The organism is Iamia sp. (assembly GCF_035575815.1).
GTDB lineage: Bacteria > Actinomycetota > Acidimicrobiia > Acidimicrobiales > Iamiaceae > Iamia.
Map to the genome: position 1 here is coordinate 12494 of NZ_DATLXO010000064.1, position 15802 is coordinate 28295.

Here is a 15802-nt window from a genome sequence, read left to right on the forward strand (position 1 = left end):
TGGTCTCGGGCGGGCATCACGGCGCTGGCACGGTGCCCCCTACACTCCGGCTCCGACGCTCGCACGCCCAGGAGAGCCCCCGCCCATGACCACCGCAGGTTGGAACTTCGCCGAGGTCTGGGAGACCATCGCCGAGCAGATCCCCGATGCGCCGGCCCAGGTGCACGGCGAGCGTCGGACCACCTGGCGGGAGCTCGACAAGCGGGCCAACGGGGTCGCCCACGCCTTGCTGGAGGCGGGGGTGGTCGAGCAGGACAAGGTCGCCCAGTACCTCTACAACGGTCCCGAGTACCTGGAGACGATGTTCGGCGTGTGGAAGGCCGGGCTGGCCCCGGTCAACACCAACTACCGCTACGCGGACGACGAGCTGGTGTACCTCTGGGACAACGCCGATGCCGTCGCCGTCACCTTCCACGGCGCCTTCACCAGGACCATCGAGCGCATCCGCGACAGGGTCGGCCGGGTCCGGCTGTGGCTCTGGGTCGACGACGGCTCCGGTCCCTGCCCGGAGTGGGCCACCCCCTACGAGGGCGCCGCCACCAGCCACCCCGATCGGGTCGTCGCGCCGTGGGGGCGCAGCGGCGATCACCTCTACATGCTTTACACCGGCGGCACCACCGGCATGCCCAAGGGCGTGATGTGGCGCCAGGACGACCTGTTCCGGAACCTCGTCGGCTCGGCCATCGACCGCGAGGTCCGCGAGGGCCCTGCGGACCTCGACTCGGTGCGGGCCCGGGTCACCGGCCCCGGCATGGTCGGGCTCCCGGCGTGTCCCCTCATGCACGGGACCGGCTGCATGACCCAGCTCATCGTCCTCTCGGGCGGCGGCTCCGTCGTCACCCTGGAGTCCCGGAACCTCGACGTGGTCGAGCTGCTCGACACGATCGACCGCGAGGCGGTCAACCTCATCGCCATCGTGGGCGACGCCTTCGCCAAGCCCATCAACCGTGCCCTCGAGGTCGATCCCGACCGCTGGAGCCTGGCCAGCCTGCTCGCCATCACGTCCTCCGGCGTGATGTTCTCCGAGCCGGTGAAGCAGACGCTCCTGGCCCACGCCAGCAGCGCCATGATCATCGACGCCTTCAGCTCGTCGGAGGCGGTGGGCATGGGCCAGTCCATCTCCGCCGCCGGCGCCGAGGTCAAGACCGCGTCGTTCACCGTGGGCGAGAACACGAGGGTGATCGACGAGGGCGGCGCCGACGTCGTGCCCGACTCGGGCCAGATCGGCCGGGTGGCCGTCGGCGGCTTCCAGCCCATCGGCTACTACAAGGACCCGGACAAGAGCGCGGCGACCTTCGTCGTGCTCGACGGCAAGCGCTACTCAGTGCCGGGCGACTTCGCCCAGGTCGATGCGGACGGCTCGATCGCCCTGCTCGGACGCGGCTCGGTGTGCATCAACACCGGTGGCGAGAAGGTCTTTCCCGAGGAGGTCGAGGAGGCCCTGAAGCTCCACCCCTCGATCATCGACGCCGTCGCCGTCGGCGTCCCCGACGAGAGGTTCGGCGAGGCCATCATCGGCGTGGTCGAGCTGAGCCCGGCGGTCGAGCTCGACGAGGCCGACGTGATCGCCAACGTGAAGGGTCGGCTCGCCTCCTACAAGGCCCCCAAGCGGCTGCTCGCCATCGACACCATCGGTCGGGCCCCCAACGGCAAGGTCGACTACAAGCGGCTCAAGGCGTGGGCTGCTGCCGAGCTCAGGCCTACCGGATCCTGACCCCCCGCCCGGGCCCGTTACTCGGTGGCGACCGGGGATGAGCGAGCTCCCTTCCGCGGTCGCCTGGCCCGACGGCCGGCGCTTCGCCTTCACGATCTTCGACGACACCGACCGCACCACGGTTGTCAACGGCCCTCCGGTCTACGACGTGCTCACGGACCTGGGGATGTATGTCACCAAGTCGGTGTGGCCCGTCGCCCCCGCGGGTCCACCGACCACGGGAGGCCAGACTTGCGCCGACCCCGGCTACCGGGCATGGGCAATCCGCCTGCAGGACGAGGGGCACGAGATCGGTTTCCACAATGCGTCGGACCACCCGTCGCGCCGCGGGGCCCGCGACCAGGACCGCGGCCCTTGCCGGGGCCCCGGCCCTTGCCGTCGGGTCCGCCGGGAGCGGCGTGGGCGGATGCCGCGTCGAAGCGGGCGAGCACGGTGGTGCTGGCGATGGTGGCGCCGGCGAGGACGCTGCCACGCCTGAGGAAGGAGCGGCGGTCGAGGTCGGTCAGGTCGGTCATGGGTGTCCTCCGAAGGGGGTTGGGTGGGACGGTTCCGAACCTAGGGAGGGCACCTCTCGGGCCGACCACCTCCCGGTGGCGAGACGCCGAACGACACTTGAAGGGTTGGTGAGCAGATCGTCACCCTCGAGCATCGGCCCGAGCGTCGGGTTCGACCAGGCTCGCGCCGACGAGCGCGCGACCATTGCCCCCCAGGGACGCTCCCTGAACCACCCTCCCCTCCGAGGACAGCCATGGATCTGCACGTCAACCGCACCGACCTCCACCGGACCCAGGTGGTCGATCGGCCCGCCGAGGCCCTCGAACCCGGTCAGGCCCGCCTTCGCATCGAGCGCTTCGGCCTCAGCGCCAACAACATCACCTACGCCGTCATCGGCGACATGTTGCACTACTGGGACTTCTTCCCCGCCGACGAGGGCTGGGGGCGGGTCCCGGTCTGGGGGTACGCCACCGTGGTCGAGTCCCGCCACGAAGGGGTAGCGACGGGCACCCGCGTGTTCGGGTTCCTCCCGATGTCCGACGAGCTGGTCATCACCGTCGGCCGGGTCGATGCCCGCTCGATCACCGACGCCGCGCCGCACCGGTCACCGATGGCCGCCGCCTACAACCGCTACACCCTCGCCCCGCCCGGCGGGGAGGGGGGCTCGGCCGCGGAGGACCAGCGGATGCTGCTGTACCCGTTGTTCTTCACGTCGTTCCTCGTCGACGACTTCCTGGCCGACAACGGCTGGTTCGGCGCCACCGTTCTGGTGCTCTCCAGCGCCTCGTCGAAGACCGCGCTGGGCGTCGCTCACCGCGTCGCCAAGCGGGTCGGCGTCGAGGTCGTGGGCCTGACGTCGGCGGGCAACGTCGGCTTCACCACCGGGCTCGGCGTCTATGACCGGGTCCTCGCCTACGACCAGGCCGACGCGCTCCCGCCCGGACCGGCGGTGTACGTCGACGTCTCCGGCTCGGCCGCGGTGCGCACCAGCGTGCATCGTCACTACGGCACCGACCTGCGCCACGACATGATCCTGGGCGGCACTCACTGGGACGAGATGGATGCCGGGGCCGGCGACCTCGTGGGGCCGACGCCCACGTTCTTCTTCGCGCCCGACCAGGTGGCCAAGCGGAGCCAGGAGTGGGGAGCCGAGGTGCTCGATCGCAGCTTCGAGGAGGCCTGGTCCCGCTTCGCACCCTGGGCCGGGGGGTGGATGACCTTCCAACACGGCGCCGGCCCCGACGCCATCGGTCGCACCTACCTCGAGCTGCTCGACAACCGGGCCGACCCGACCGTCGGCCACATCGTGTCGCCGTCGGCCGACAGCTGACGTCGGCCTCCCGACCGCCGCACCGCGGACGTGACCGGGGGACGGGCGCGCCCCGTCTTGGAGCGCTCAGGTCAGGACCACGACGAACCCGCAGAGGGCGAGTCCGAGGGCCGTGCCCGCGACGGCGACGACCTCGGCGAGGGCACCGACGGCCGCGCCGGCGTGGAGACGCTCGGTGCGCCGGTGGTGGCGGCGGTCGGCGCCCACCACCATCGCCACCGCGACGAGGAGCACGACGATCAAGAGCGCACCGCCGACCACGGCGCTCATCGACTGCCGGGCGACCAGCAGGCCCACGGCGACCATCGAGAGCGCCGTCCGCGACCAGGCGAGGGTCGTCCGCTCGTTCTGCAGACCGTCGTCCCACGGTCCCGGGGCAACGGTCACCGGCGGGTGAGGACCAAGACGATGGCCAGGCCCGCGCCCAGGCTCAGCCCGAAGGCGACGACCGGCGCCAGGCGGTTGAGCGGCAGGGGCGCGGACTGCCGCATGGCCACCTCGGCACGCAACCACCGCCCGAACGACGACGCCGCCATGCCCCCTCCCAGCACCATGAGGGCGCAGGCCAGGGAGCGCCGTCCCCACGACGGCAGGTCGGTCGCGATGGCATCGACGCCCAGGCCGGCGGCGATGATCGCCAGCGACGTCCGGATCCACGCCAGGAACGTCCGCTCGTTGGCGAACGTGAACCGCGGATCGGGTTCCGGTCCGGCGTCGCGAAGCCGGCGCCCCCACCCCAGTGCTCGGGCCGGGCCCTCCCGCTCCTCGGTCATCCCTGCACCGTATCCACACCGAGAAGATCCACAGGGGCCTCCGACGACGGGCGGGCTCGACCCGTCGATCTGGCCGGTAACGTCGGGCTCGTGGTCACCGTCGCTCTACGCGTTCCGGCCGACGACCGCCACGAGCTGCTGCGGGAGGGGCGCTGAGGTGGCCTTCGGCGCACGTTCCCCCAAGATCGACGAACGAGCGGCGGAGCTCTGCGACCAGCTCACCCTCGACGAGAAGCTCGGCATGCTCTCGGGCGACCAGGAGTTCTGGCCGGGGCTCATCGAGATGATGGCCGAGGGGTACAACCTCACGCCCTACGTCGCCGGTGCCGTCCCGCGGCTCGGCATCGAGGGCATCCGGTTCACCGACGGCCCTCGCGGCGTGACGGTTGGCCGCTCGACGTGCTTCCCGGTCGCCATGGCCCGTGGCGCGACCTTCGATCCCGACCTCGAGGAGCGGGTGGGCGAGGCCATCGGAAGAGAGGCCCGCGCCCAGGGCGCCAACCTGTTCGCCGGCGTCTGCGTCAACCTGCTGCGCCACCCGGCCTGGGGCCGGGCCCAGGAGACCTACGGCGAGGACCCCGGCCATGTCGGGGAGATGGGCGCGGCCCTGGTGCGGGGCGTGCAGCGCCACGTGATGGCATGTGTGAAGCACTTCGCGCTCAACAGCATGGAGGACGCCCGCTTCCAGGTCGACGTGACGGCCACCGACGACGTGCTCGAGCAGGTCTACCTGCCGCAGTTCGAGCGGATCGTGCGCGACGGCGTCGCCTCGGTCATGTCCGCGTACAACTCGCTGAACGGCGAGTGGTGCGGCCAGAACCGGGAGCTGCTCACCACCACCCTCCGTGAGCGCTGGGGGTTCGAGGGGTTCGTCATGTCGGACTTCGTCTTCGGTCTGCGCGACAGCGCCACGGCCGTCAACGCCGGGCTCGACCTGGAGATGCCGTTCCGGATGCAACACGACCAGCGCCTCGCCGCCGCCGTGGTCGCCGGTGACGTGTCGACGGCGACGATCGACCAGGCCGTCCAACGCCTCCTCCGCGAGCAGCTGCGGTTCGCCGGGACCCCCGATGGCGAGCCCTACGGACCGGAGGTGGTGGCCTGCGCTGAGCACCGGGCCCTCGCACGCGAGGTGGCCACCCGCTCGATCGTCCTGCTGCGCAACGAAGCGGTCGCTGGCGCCCCGGTCCTGCCGCTCGATCCGACCTCGATCACGCAGATCGCGGTGATCGGTCGGCTGGCGGCCACCGAGAACACAGGGGATCGCGAGTCCAGCGCCGTTCGCCCGCCCTACGTGGTCACGCCGCTCGACGGGCTGCGGGCGGCGTTGGGACCCACGGGCGTCGACCTCGCGTACGACGACGGGTGCGACCACGGCACCGCCGCCGCCGTGGCCGCCGACGCCGACGTGGTATTGCTGGTCGTGGGCTTCACCCATGACGACGAGGGCGAGAACGTCGGCCTGGCCGACACCCCCGAGCTCGCCGGGCTGTTCCCCCCGTTGCCGCACGAGCTCGAAGGTCCGCTCGGGGCGGCGCTCCAGCCCGCCACCGACACCGGTCCGGGCATCGGCCAGGGCGGCGACCGCGCCGTGCTCACCCTGCGCCCCTACGACGAGGCGCTGATCGAGGCCGCGGCCGCCGCCAACGCCCGGGTTGTGGTGGTCCTGATGTGCTCGAGTGCCGTGCTGATGGAGCAGTGGCGTCACCTCGTTCCCGGGATCGTGATCCTCTGGTACCCGGGCATGGAGGGGGGCCACGCCCTCGCCGACATCGTCCTCGGCCACCGCGCCCCCACCGGCCGACTGCCCTTCGCCATCCCCACCAGCGAAGACCACCTCCCGCCGTTCGACCGCAACGCCACGAGCATCGAGTACGGGCCCCTCCACGGCCAGAAGCTCCTCGACCACCTCGGCGTGGAGGCGGCGTTCCCCTTCGGTTTCGGGCTCACGTACCCCGCACCCGGCGGCGTGGGCGGGTCCGGGCTCGCAGGAGCTCCCTCGTGAAGGTGCGTGAGGACCCGTCCCCACGCCCGGACCACACCCGCCTCGAACCCCCCATCCCAGCTCGGTGCGAAGCGTGGGTGCCCGTCAGTCGGCCGGCGGTCCGGCGAGGCGGTCGAGCAGGTTGCGGGTGATCTGCTCCACCGGCTCGTCGTGTCCGGCGAGGCCGTGGGCCCAGTCGGTGCTGCCCGAGGTGACGACGATGCCCCCGGCCGGCGAGGTGTAGGTGCCGAGGACGGCGTGACCGTGAGCGACGCGCGCCACATCGCCGGGGGTGCGGCCGCCGCCAGCGACCCGGGCGGCGATGAACTCCACCTCCGAGGGCTCGTCGGGCGGGGGCGGCCGGGTCGCCGTCTCCCGGGTGAAGTGGGGCGCGGGCGCGGTCCCGAGGATGGTGAAGTCCATCGGTGTGCCGTCGACGCCGGTCGGGTGCGGCAGCCCGTCGCGGTAGGTGAAGTCGCACCCGTCGCACTCGTAGCCGACCGTCGTGCTCTCGGCGCCCAGCAGGTCGCCGTACCCCAGGCCGGTGTCGGCCAAGAGCCAGTGGTCGGGGCGGTGGACGGTGTAGCCCCCGGCGCCACGGGTGGCCCGTCTCCCGATGCGGTGGTAGCCGCCACGGGCGAAGCTGACCCCGGTCATCAGGTTCTCGGGCCGCCCGATCAGTTCGTCGGACCACATGCTCGTGAGCTCGCCGACGCGGTCCGTGCCGTACACCGGGTCCGACTTGAAGCGGCCCTTGTAGCTCACCATCGTCGCCGCCGGGCCCTCGGGGGACGGGTCCTCCAGGCGCACCTGCCAGAACGAGGTGTTGCCCGATAGGAATGCGGCGTGGCCGCCCCGTCCGATGAAGCCCTCGACGGTGTCACGCATCGGGCTCGACCAGTACTCGTCGTGGCCCACCGACAAGAAGAGCGAGTAGCCGCCGTCGCCCGGTCCGGCCAGCAGGCCGGGATGGTCCTCGAGGTCGGCGTTGGTGACGACGTCGATCGTGTAGCCCTCGCGCTCGGCCCACCGGAGGAAGGGAAGCTCCCAGTCCGGCCACCCCGCCGAACCGGCGTAGGGCGACAGGTGGTTCAGCTGCAGGTAACCCCGGTGGGCCGCCATCTCCGGGTCGGGGATGTGGACGGTCGTGACGCGTCGACCGGCGCCCGGCGGCTTGTGCAGGTAGCCCGGCGACATCGGCCGCTGCAGGGAGACCGCCGTGCCGCCCGTGTAGAGGTTGCGACCGCCGAAGTCGTTGTAGGCGTGCCAGGTGTTGGTCGACAGGGCGAGCAGGATCGGCGCCGCCGGCGCGCCCGTGGGCGGGCGCACCACGAAGAACGCGTGGCTCCGGCGCCGGGATCCGTCGACGTCGATGTCGAGGACGACCTCGTAGTAGCCGCTGCGCCAGCCCCGGTCGACGTCGAGCACGAGCGCGGCAGGCCACCCACAGCCCTCCCGGTCGGCGCCGGTGGGCGTGGGGTGGTGGTCAGCGGCAACGGCCGTGTCGGTGAACACGACCTCGCGTTGCCACCCGACGCGGGCGACCTCGACGGCCACGTCTCGGCCCCCGGCCGACGACAGGTGCAGCCCCACCCTCGCCCCGCCCGCGACCGACTGGGGCCAGCAGTACCCGGTGACCGTCTCGAACGCCATCGGCGGAACCTAGCGTGGGGCCCTCGGCACGGTCCGGCGTCGCAGGAGCAACCCGTTCAGGAGCGCACGCCGGCCACCAGCGCCTTGTGCTCGTTGACGGCATCGACGGGGATCCGGAGCAGGAGGCTGGTCTTGCCGTAGCGGCGGGGCCCCAGGCCGGCGGTGAGGCGCCGGTCGGTGAGGCGCTCGGCCAGGTCGCGGCGGGCCCCGATTCGGCCGGCCACCTCGTCGGGTCGCAGCGGGCCCTGGAAGGGAAGGGGCTCTGTTCCGTCACAGCGAAAAGGTCACTGAACCGAGGGTCAGGAGTGCCGGCCCCCACCGACGACGCGACACCGATGGTCTCGCTCACGCCCGCCCGGCTCTCACCCCGCGCCGCATCGACGCGCCGCATGTTCTCGTCGCGGTGCTCTCCGACATCGATGATGACGGCGACCGTTGGGTCGCTGAACCCGAGCAGCAAGCGCGCGGGGTCATGGAACGCTGGCGAACGCTCGCACGGGGAAGGTGGCCAGTCCGCGCACCTTGGGTGGGACCGCGGTGAAACGGGCCCCGGTGGCAGGTAGCTCGAGAAGGTGCGTCAGGTGCTCGACCGCCGGGATCCCGGCGCCGAGCAGGAGGCTGTGCGCGGGCCGTTCACCGGTGGTGGTGGCGTCGATGTTGACCGAGTCGATCCCGACCAGGGCCGCTCCCCGGTCCACCAAGGCGCGAGCACCGTCTGCGGTGAGATGGGCGTGTCCGGGGTCGCCGTAGCGCTCGGTGCCCCAGTGTCGGTCCCACCCGGTGCGAAGCAGAACCGCTGTGCCGCTCACGGCGACATCGGAGAAGGCATCGACTCCGATGGGCCCGTCAGCGTCGATGACGACGGCGGGGAGGTCTGCGCAGCGCTCCAGGGGTAGGCCGGCGAGGTCGTGCCCGTCTCGGTAGCGGTGGGCGGGGGTGTCGAGGTACGTGCCGGTGTTGGAGACCATGCTGATGCGCCCGATGGTGAACTCGGTGCCGGCCGCGTACTGCTCGCAGGAGGCGTCGAAGGTGAGATGCTCTCCGATGTCCGGCCCGGGAAGGCCGGGATAGGTGATCATCCCGTGCTCGATGTCGTGGCTGAGATCCACCAGGCGCATGCCCCGAGGATGACACCGTCGCACCCACCTGCCCAGGCGCTCCTTCACGTGGCGCCACACGCGACCGTGCGGCGACTTCGCCGGCCACCCTCCGACGGGCCGGGAGTTTCGCTGCCGCATGGCGGCGGTGTTCGAGTTCGCAGGCGACCGCATCACCTGTGAGCGGGTGTACTTCGACTCGGGCACGATCCTCCGCCAGCTCGGCCTCGCGGGTGCAGGGCCCGAGCGATGAGGACCGCAGGACGACCCGACCGAAGCAGTGCTCGCATCACCATGCACACCGAGCAGGCGAGGTGCGGGTCGTGATCGTCTTCGTGCACGGCGTCCCGGAGACGACCCGTCTTCTTGACCCCGAGGGGGCGACCGGTCGCGTACCGTCGTCGCCATGACGCCGGAGGAGATGGCCGACCTCGTGCACCTGCGGCGGGCGCGCGACCTCATAGACCGCGACTACGCGCACCCCCTCGATGTCCCGGCCATGGCGCGTGCCGCGCTCATGTCGCCCGCGCACTTCTCGCGCAAGTTCCGTGCCGCGTATGGCGAGACGCCCTACTCCTATCTCATGACGCGACGCATCGAGCGCGCCAAGGCTCTTCTGCGTCAGGGGATGTCGGTCACCGACACCTGCGTCGCCGTCGGTTGCACGTCGCTCGGCTCGTTCAGTTCGCGCTTCACCGAGATCGTGGACGAGACGCCGTCGCAGTACCGCGCGCGCGACCACACGGACCACGAGGTCATTCCAGCGTGCGTGAGCATGGTCGCCACGCGACCGCGGCGTACAACGGTCACGGACTGAGCGCTGCCGACCGGCGCCGACGGATCGGCCGCGAACGGGGCGGCGCCGACGCGCGGATGCCCGACGCCCGGCACCGAGCAGGATCGGAGAAGCACGCGACGGGTCGGCGCTCCTACGGTCCTTGCATGGCAGTCACCATCTCCGCAATGTTCATCGCCGTCCACGATCCCGACGCCGCGCTCGGCTTCTACCGCGACGCTCTCGGCCTCGAAGTCCGCAACGACGTCGCGTCCGACGGCTTCCGCTGGGTCACCGTCGGCGCCCCGGGACAGGACGTCGACATCGTCCTGTCCCAGCCGCACGGCGGTCGTTCGCAGGCCGAGGGCGACGCCCTCCTGTCGCTCGTGATGCAGGGGTCGCTGCAGGCTGCGATCTTCCGCTCCGACGACCTCGACACCACGTTCGAGAAGGTCCGAGCGTCGGGCGCCGAGGTGCTCGAGGAGCCGACGTCCCAGCCCTGGGGCGCTCGCGACTGCGCGTTCCGCGACCCCTCGGGCAACCTCGTCCGAATCGCGCAAGCCTGACGTCCGAATACTTTTGAGTTTGCTGATCTTCCCGACGACCGATTGGTGGTCAGAGGTGCAGCTGGGACTGGTGAGACCGCGCCAGTCGGCCTCCGCCCGACAGATGGAGACAGGATGAGCACGGCCAAGAAGTCGAACAGGCAGTCGCCTGCGCAGGACGTTGCCGATAGCCACGACCTGATCCGCGTGGTGGGCGCGCGCGTGAACAACCTCCAGGACGTCAGCGTCGAGATCCCGAAGCGCCGGCTGACAGCCTTCACCGGCGTCTCGGGCTCGGGGAAGAGCTCGCTGGTGTTCGGCACGGTCGCCGCAGAGTCGCAGCGTCTGATCAACGAGACCTACAGCGCGTTCGTCCAGGGCTTCATGCCGACGATGGCCCGACCCGATGTCGACGTGCTGGACGGGCTGACCACCGCGATCCTCGTCGACCAGGAGCGGATGGGAGGCAACGCTCGCTCCACGGTCGGCACCGCCACCGACGCCAACGCCATGCTGCGCATCCTCTTCAGTCGACTCGGGGAGCCGTACATCGGCTCGCCCAACGCCTTCTCCTTCAACACCGCGACGATCAGCGGGGCCGGTGCCGTCACGATCGAGAAGGGCGGCAAGAAGATGCGGGAGAAGCGCTCGTTCACGCGGACGGGTGGGATGTGCCCGCGGTGCGAGGGCATGGGATCGGTGAGCGACTTCGACCTGACGCAGCTGTACGACGACAGCAAGTCGCTCAACGAGGGCGCGCTCACGATCCCCGGCTACAGCATGGACGGCTGGTACGGCCGCATCTTCCGCGGCTGCGGCTACTTCGACCCCGACAAGCCGATCCGCAAGTTCACCAAGAAGGAGCTCGGCGATCTGCTCTACCGGGAGCCGACCAAGATCAAGGTCAACGACATCAACCTCACCTACGCCGGGCTGATCCCGCAGATCCAGAAGTCGTTCCTGTCCAAGGACGTCGACGCGATGCAGGCGCACATCCGGGCCTTCGTGGAGCGGGTGGTGACGTTCACCGTGTGTCCTGACTGTGGTGGCAGCCGGCTCAACGAGGCCGCTCGGTCCTCCAAGATCGGAAGGGTCAACATCGCCGACGCCTGTGCGATGCAGATCAGCGATCTCGCCGAGTGGGTGCGAGGCCTCGACGAGCCGTCGGTGGCGCCGCTGCTCACCGCGCTGCGCCAATCGCTCGACTCGTTCGTCGAGATCGGGCTGGGCTACCTCTCGCTGGATCGGTCGGCGGGGACGCTGTCGGGCGGCGAGGCGCAGCGCACCAAGATGATCCGCCACCTCGGGTCGTCGCTCACGGACATCACCTACGTGTTTGACGAGCCGACGATCGGGCTCCACCCGCACGACATCGCACGGATGAACGACCTGCTGCTGCAGCTGCGCGACAAGGGCAACACGGTGCTGGTCGTCGAGCACAAGCCGGAGGCGATCGAGATCGCCGACCACGTCGTCGATCTCGGCCCCGGCGCCGGCGCTGGAGGTGGCGAGGTGGTGTTCGAGGGCACCGTCGAGGGGCTGCGGGCCAGCGGCACGCTCACCGGGCGGCACCTGGACGACCGAGCCTCCCTGAAGGAGTCGGTGCGGACGCCGTCGGGCGCGCTGGAGGTGCGCGGCGCCAGCACCAACAACCTGCAGGACGTCGACGTCGACATCCCGCTCGGTGTGCTGATCGTCCTCACCGGGGTGGCGGGCTCGGGCAAGAGCTCCCTGATCCGCGGCTCGGTGTCCGGACGTGAAGGCGTGGTGTCGGTGGACCAGGCCGCGATCAAGGGCTCACGGCGCAGCAACCCGGCCACGTACACCGGACTGCTCGACCCGATCCGCAAGGCATTCGCGAAGGCCAACGGTGTGAAGCCGGCGCGGTTCAGCGCCAACTCCGAGGGCGCCTGCCCCAACTGCAAGGGCGCCGGGGTCATCTACACCGACCTGGGGATGATGGCCGGCGTCAGCTCGGTCTGCGACGAGTGCGAGGGGAAGCGGTTCGACGCGTCAGTGCTCGACTACCACTTCGGCGGCCGCGACATCAGCGAGGTGCTCGCGATGTCGGTGATTGCGGCCGAGGAGTTCTTCGCCGATGGCGAGGCGGCGATCCCCGCCGCGCACAAAGTCCTGCAGCGGCTCGCCGACGTCGGGCTCGGCTACATCTCGCTCGGGCAGCCGCTCACGACGCTGTCCGGCGGCGAGCGGCAGCGGCTCAAGCTGGCCACCCACATGGGCGAGAAGGGCGGCGTCTACGTCCTCGACGAGCCGACCTCCGGCCTCCACCTCGCCGACGTCGAGCAGCTGCTCGGGCTGCTCGACCGGCTCGTCGACTCCGGCAAATCGGTCGTCGTCATCGAGCACCACCAGGCGGTCATGGCCCACGCCGACTGGATCATCGACCTCGGCCCCGGCGCCGGCCACGACGGCGGCCGGATCGTCTTCGAGGGCACACCCGCCGACCTCGTCGCCGCCCCCTCCACCATCACCGGCAAGCACCTCGCGGCCTACGTCGGCACCTGACCGAGGCCCTCGCCGACACCGTGAGACGAGTTCTCTCATCTGTTTCGACTCGTCCCACTCCCGTCCCAATGACGTACATCGTCCGACGTTGCCTTCGGCACCACGACCCGCTCATCGACCCCGACCTGTTCCGGTCCCGGTCGTTCCGAGGGGCGTCGCTCGTCGTCACGGTGTTCACCGCGGCGTTCGGGGCCACGCATTCTGCGCGGAGCTGGGGCTGTGGGGCTTCGGCGGGGCCTGGGTCACCGCGGTCAACGGGCACCCCAGGGATCCCCCGCCCGTCGTTGGGGGCATACCCGCATGGTGGGGGGCGGCGCATCGTGGCCCACTGGCCCCATGACAACGACGGCCATGTCCGATCCCGACGGGGCGCGTGTGTCCGCAGCCACCGTTGCGACCCACACGCCCACCGACCGCAACCGTGCGGTCGACCTCTACCGGGCCGCGGCGATGGCCATCGTGGCGGTGGGCCACTGGCTGGTCATGGTCGCCGTGCTCGACGACGGCGAGCTCGCCGGCGGAAACCTGCTCGACTTCGCGCCCGAGTACGGCTGGATCACCTGGATCGGCCAGGTGATGCCGTTGTTCTTCTTCGTCGGAGGGTTCGCGTCGGCCACGTCGCTCCGATCCGCGGAGCGCAAGGGCGTCCGACCGGCCGACTGGATCGCCACCCGCCTCCACCGCATGGTCACCCCGGCGGCGGCCCTGGCCGGCTTCTGGGCCGTCGCCCTCCTGGTCGGTGCTGCCGTCGGTGGGTTCGGGGTCGTCTCGCTGGGCGCAGCCGGAGCGGCCATCCCACTCTGGTTTCTCGCCAACTACACGATCGACACCGCACTGGCACCGTTCACCTTCCGCTGGTTCCGGTCCCGGCCACGCCTCGTCGTGGGGGCGCTGGTCGTGCTCTTCGGCGTCGCCGAAGCGGCCCGCTTTGCCGGCATCCCGGTCGTACCGCAGGCGAACTGGGTGATTGGTTGGCTCGGCTTCCAGATCGCCGGGTTCGCGTGGCAAGACGGGCGCCTGCCGACGGGACGAGCCCTCACCGCGCTGGCGGCCACCTTCTGGGCGTTGGCGCTCGCGGCGGTCAACCTCGGCCCGTGGCCGGCGGTGATGCTCCACCACGGAGGGCTCGAGCACAGCCCGACCCACCCGCCGTCGACCGCACTGATCCTGTTCGGCCTCGCCTACTCGTTCACCGCCGCCGCGCTCGCCCCGTCGGTGACCCGGTGGCTCGAACGGTCGACCCGAGGGTGGCAGCTGACGATCGCGGCCAACGCGGTGGCCATGTCGGTGTACCTGTGGCACATGACCGCGGCGGTGCTGGTCGCCGGCGTGGCCTACGCCGTCGACCTGATCCCCACCGTCGAGCCGGGGACAACGGCCTGGTGGTGGACCAAGATCCCGTTCCTGCTCCTGAACCTGGCCGTCCTCGTCCCCGTCGTGCGGCGGGTCGCCCCGATCGAGCAGCGGGCGCTGCTGGGCGGCACCACCGAGTGGCGGTGGGGCATGCGATCGATGCTCGTGGTCGCTGCGCTCCTGTCGCTCAGCGTGAAGGCGTGGTCGAGCCCAGAGATCGGTGTGCTCATCGCCGGACTGGTCGGCACCCTGTGCGTCTGCCGGCTCGCGCTCACCGGGCACGGAGCGCATCGGGCCCCGGGGCGAGGCGCATCTGCTCCAGCGCTGGTCGCTGGCGCTCATCCAGCCGCAGCGGAGGGACCACGCCGGCGGCTGCGATGAGCCGGTCGAGGACGCCTCGCCGGCGGGCACCCGGCAACCTCGGCACCGAACCGCATCTCAGCGACGACGGTGAAGGGAAGCACCCAGACGGAGATCGGTGACCTCCTTGCGGAGGTCGGAGAACTTGGTTCGTGCCATCAGATCAGTCCCTCTCGCTTCAGTTCGTCGACGTACTCGTCACAGATAAGCCGGAGTGGCCGCTCCGAACCAGGTCGCAAGTGCTTGAGGCAGCTCTGGGTCCGTGAGGTCTCCTGCCCAGGCGACATGCCCGTCGGGTCGGATCACCACGGCCGGGGGCGCAGCGATCTCGCCAAGGGCCGGGAGCTCGCAGGTGCCATCGTGCCTGGCGTCGACCAACCGGACTCGATTCGCCCAGGGAGAGATGTCGAAACCGCCGGGTCCACCGAGGTTGAGGAGCACGGGCCGGGCGTCGTGCAGCAGGGTGAATACGCGCGTGGGACCGTCAGCGGTCTGCACGTCGAGGTCGGGCATGCGCCGCCCGAGCAGCGGGTGTCGGTCTCCGAGGTCGTAGTGGATGTCGAGACCGGAGAGCATCGCGGCAATGCGCCGGCGCGGCTCGTCCATGCCCAGCAGCTCGGTCATGGTGTCGCGGAGGGCCTGGTGACGGTCGTCGGGGCTGCTGAGCGCGACTTGCGCCATGGTGTTGTGCAACACCCGGGCACCGAGCGGATGCCGTTCGGCGTGGTAGGTGTCCAGGAGGCTCTCGGGTGATGTCTTGTTGACCACCTGGGCCAGCTTCCATCCCAGGTTCACGGCATCCTGTACGCCGGTGTTGAGGCCTTGGCGCCCTGCGGGGGATGGACGTGTGCGGCGTCCCCGGCCAGCAGCACACGGCCGTGGCGGTAGGAGGCTGCCTGCCGGCTCATGTCGGTGAAACGGGAGATCCAGGTCGGGCTGCGCACCCCGAAGTCCGTTCCGTAGGCGCCGATGAGTGCCTCTCTGAGATCTCCCAGGGTCGGTTCGCTGGTGTGTTCGATGTGCCCTTCGGTCAGCACGACCCGGAACGGTCCCCCGCCCTCCGCCCGGTTGACGGGACCGATGCCACCACCCTCGCGGCGCATGCCGAGCTCCGGCTCGTCCATCTCGACCTCGGCGATCATCCAGCTGGTCGAGGGATCCAACCCGACGAAGTCGATGCCGGCTGCCTTGCGGACC

Annotated in this window: 13 protein-coding genes and 1 pseudogene; 8 read left to right on the top strand and 6 right to left on the bottom strand. The window is 70.7% G+C overall.

Going from position 1 to position 15802, the window contains the following annotated elements:
• The first annotated feature begins 85 nt into the window (after positions 1-85).
• Both VNL12_RS06930 and VNL12_RS06935 read left to right on the top strand, forming a co-directional pair.
• Entirely contained in the window at positions 86-1714 is a 1629-nt protein-coding gene (locus VNL12_RS06930) for an AMP-binding protein (protein ID WP_325592892.1), read from the top strand.
• Between the two features lie 748 nt (positions 1715-2462).
• Positions 2463-3539 (top strand): DUF2855 family protein, encoded by a 1077-nt coding sequence (locus VNL12_RS06935; protein WP_325592894.1) that lies wholly within the window; start codon positions 2463-2465, stop codon positions 3537-3539.
• 66 nt (positions 3540-3605) lie between these two features.
• Here VNL12_RS06935 and VNL12_RS06940 read toward each other — a convergent pair whose 3' ends face one another.
• Both VNL12_RS06940 and VNL12_RS06945 read right to left on the bottom strand, forming a co-directional pair.
• Entirely contained in the window at positions 3606-3926 is a 321-nt protein-coding gene (locus tag VNL12_RS06940) for a DUF202 domain-containing protein (protein ID WP_325592896.1), read from the bottom strand.
• A complete protein-coding gene (locus tag VNL12_RS06945) occupies positions 3923-4312 on the bottom strand; it encodes a YidH family protein (protein WP_325592898.1) in 390 nt (129 codons plus the stop codon). The genes VNL12_RS06940 and VNL12_RS06945 overlap by 4 nt, the downstream gene beginning before the upstream one ends.
• A 157-nt stretch (positions 4313-4469) precedes the next feature.
• On the opposite strand from VNL12_RS06945, the gene VNL12_RS06950 reads away from it, so the two are divergent.
• Positions 4470-6317, top strand: a complete 1848-nt coding sequence (locus tag VNL12_RS06950) for a glycoside hydrolase family 3 protein (protein ID WP_325592901.1) — start codon at positions 4470-4472, stop codon at positions 6315-6317.
• 84 nt (positions 6318-6401) lie between these two features.
• Here VNL12_RS06950 and VNL12_RS06955 read toward each other — a convergent pair whose 3' ends face one another.
• The 3 genes from VNL12_RS06955 to VNL12_RS06965 all read right to left on the bottom strand — a co-directional run bounded on the left by VNL12_RS06955 (position 6402) and on the right by VNL12_RS06965 (position 9067).
• Positions 6402-7949, bottom strand: coding sequence for a N,N-dimethylformamidase beta subunit family domain-containing protein (locus VNL12_RS06955; RefSeq protein WP_325592903.1), 1548 nt, complete (start codon positions 7947-7949; stop codon positions 6402-6404).
• Positions 7950-8005: 56 nt separating this feature from the next.
• Complete coding sequence (locus tag VNL12_RS06960; protein ID WP_325592905.1) at positions 8006-8173, bottom strand: hypothetical protein; 168 nt, start codon at positions 8171-8173, stop codon at positions 8006-8008.
• 246 nt (positions 8174-8419) lie between these two features.
• Entirely contained in the window at positions 8420-9067 is a 648-nt protein-coding gene (locus VNL12_RS06965) for a cyclase family protein (RefSeq protein ID WP_325592907.1), read from the bottom strand.
• Between the two features lie 28 nt (positions 9068-9095).
• On the opposite strand from VNL12_RS06965, the gene VNL12_RS06970 reads away from it, so the two are divergent.
• From VNL12_RS06970 to VNL12_RS06990, 5 genes are all read left to right on the top strand, one after another.
• Positions 9096-9299, top strand: a complete 204-nt coding sequence (locus tag VNL12_RS06970; RefSeq protein ID WP_325592920.1) for an ester cyclase — start codon at positions 9096-9098, stop codon at positions 9297-9299.
• Positions 9300-9452: 153 nt separating this feature from the next.
• Complete coding sequence (locus tag VNL12_RS06975) at positions 9453-9863, top strand: helix-turn-helix transcriptional regulator (protein WP_325592908.1); 411 nt, start codon at positions 9453-9455, stop codon at positions 9861-9863.
• A 125-nt stretch (positions 9864-9988) separates the two neighbouring features.
• Positions 9989-10387, top strand: a complete 399-nt coding sequence (locus tag VNL12_RS06980) for a VOC family protein (RefSeq protein WP_325592910.1) — start codon at positions 9989-9991, stop codon at positions 10385-10387.
• Between the two features lie 114 nt (positions 10388-10501).
• Positions 10502-12892, top strand: a complete 2391-nt coding sequence (locus VNL12_RS06985; RefSeq protein ID WP_325592912.1) for an excinuclease ABC subunit UvrA — start codon at positions 10502-10504, stop codon at positions 12890-12892.
• A 351-nt stretch (positions 12893-13243) separates the two neighbouring features.
• A complete protein-coding gene (locus tag VNL12_RS06990) occupies positions 13244-14626 on the top strand; it encodes an acyltransferase (RefSeq protein ID WP_325592914.1) in 1383 nt (460 codons plus the stop codon).
• A gap of 177 nt (positions 14627-14803) precedes the next feature.
• Here the strand turns inward: VNL12_RS06990 and VNL12_RS20855 are convergent.
• Positions 14804-15802, bottom strand: a pseudogene (locus VNL12_RS20855) (FAD-dependent monooxygenase); the annotation flags it as partial.

Excerpts from the sequence above, each read along its gene's own strand:
- VNL12_RS06930 (WP_325592892.1), top strand. The coding sequence starts at position 86 with ATGACCACCGCAGGTTGGAACTTCGCCGAGGTCTGGGAGACCATCGCC.
- VNL12_RS06935 (WP_325592894.1), top strand. The coding sequence starts at position 2,463 with ATGGATCTGCACGTCAACCGCACCGACCTCCACCGGACCCAGGTGGTC.
- VNL12_RS06945 (WP_325592898.1), bottom strand. The coding sequence starts at position 4,312 with ATGACCGAGGAGCGGGAGGGCCCGGCCCGAGCACTGGGGTGGGGGCGC.
- VNL12_RS06955 (WP_325592903.1), bottom strand. The coding sequence starts at position 7,949 with ATGGCGTTCGAGACGGTCACCGGGTACTGCTGGCCCCAGTCGGTCGCG.
- VNL12_RS06965 (WP_325592907.1), bottom strand. The coding sequence starts at position 9,067 with ATGCGCCTGGTGGATCTCAGCCACGACATCGAGCACGGGATGATCACC.
- VNL12_RS06975 (WP_325592908.1), top strand. The coding sequence starts at position 9,453 with ATGACGCCGGAGGAGATGGCCGACCTCGTGCACCTGCGGCGGGCGCGC.
- VNL12_RS06980 (WP_325592910.1), top strand. The coding sequence starts at position 9,989 with ATGGCAGTCACCATCTCCGCAATGTTCATCGCCGTCCACGATCCCGAC.
- VNL12_RS06985 (WP_325592912.1), top strand. The coding sequence starts at position 10,502 with ATGAGCACGGCCAAGAAGTCGAACAGGCAGTCGCCTGCGCAGGACGTT.
- VNL12_RS06990 (WP_325592914.1), top strand. The coding sequence starts at position 13,244 with ATGTCCGATCCCGACGGGGCGCGTGTGTCCGCAGCCACCGTTGCGACC.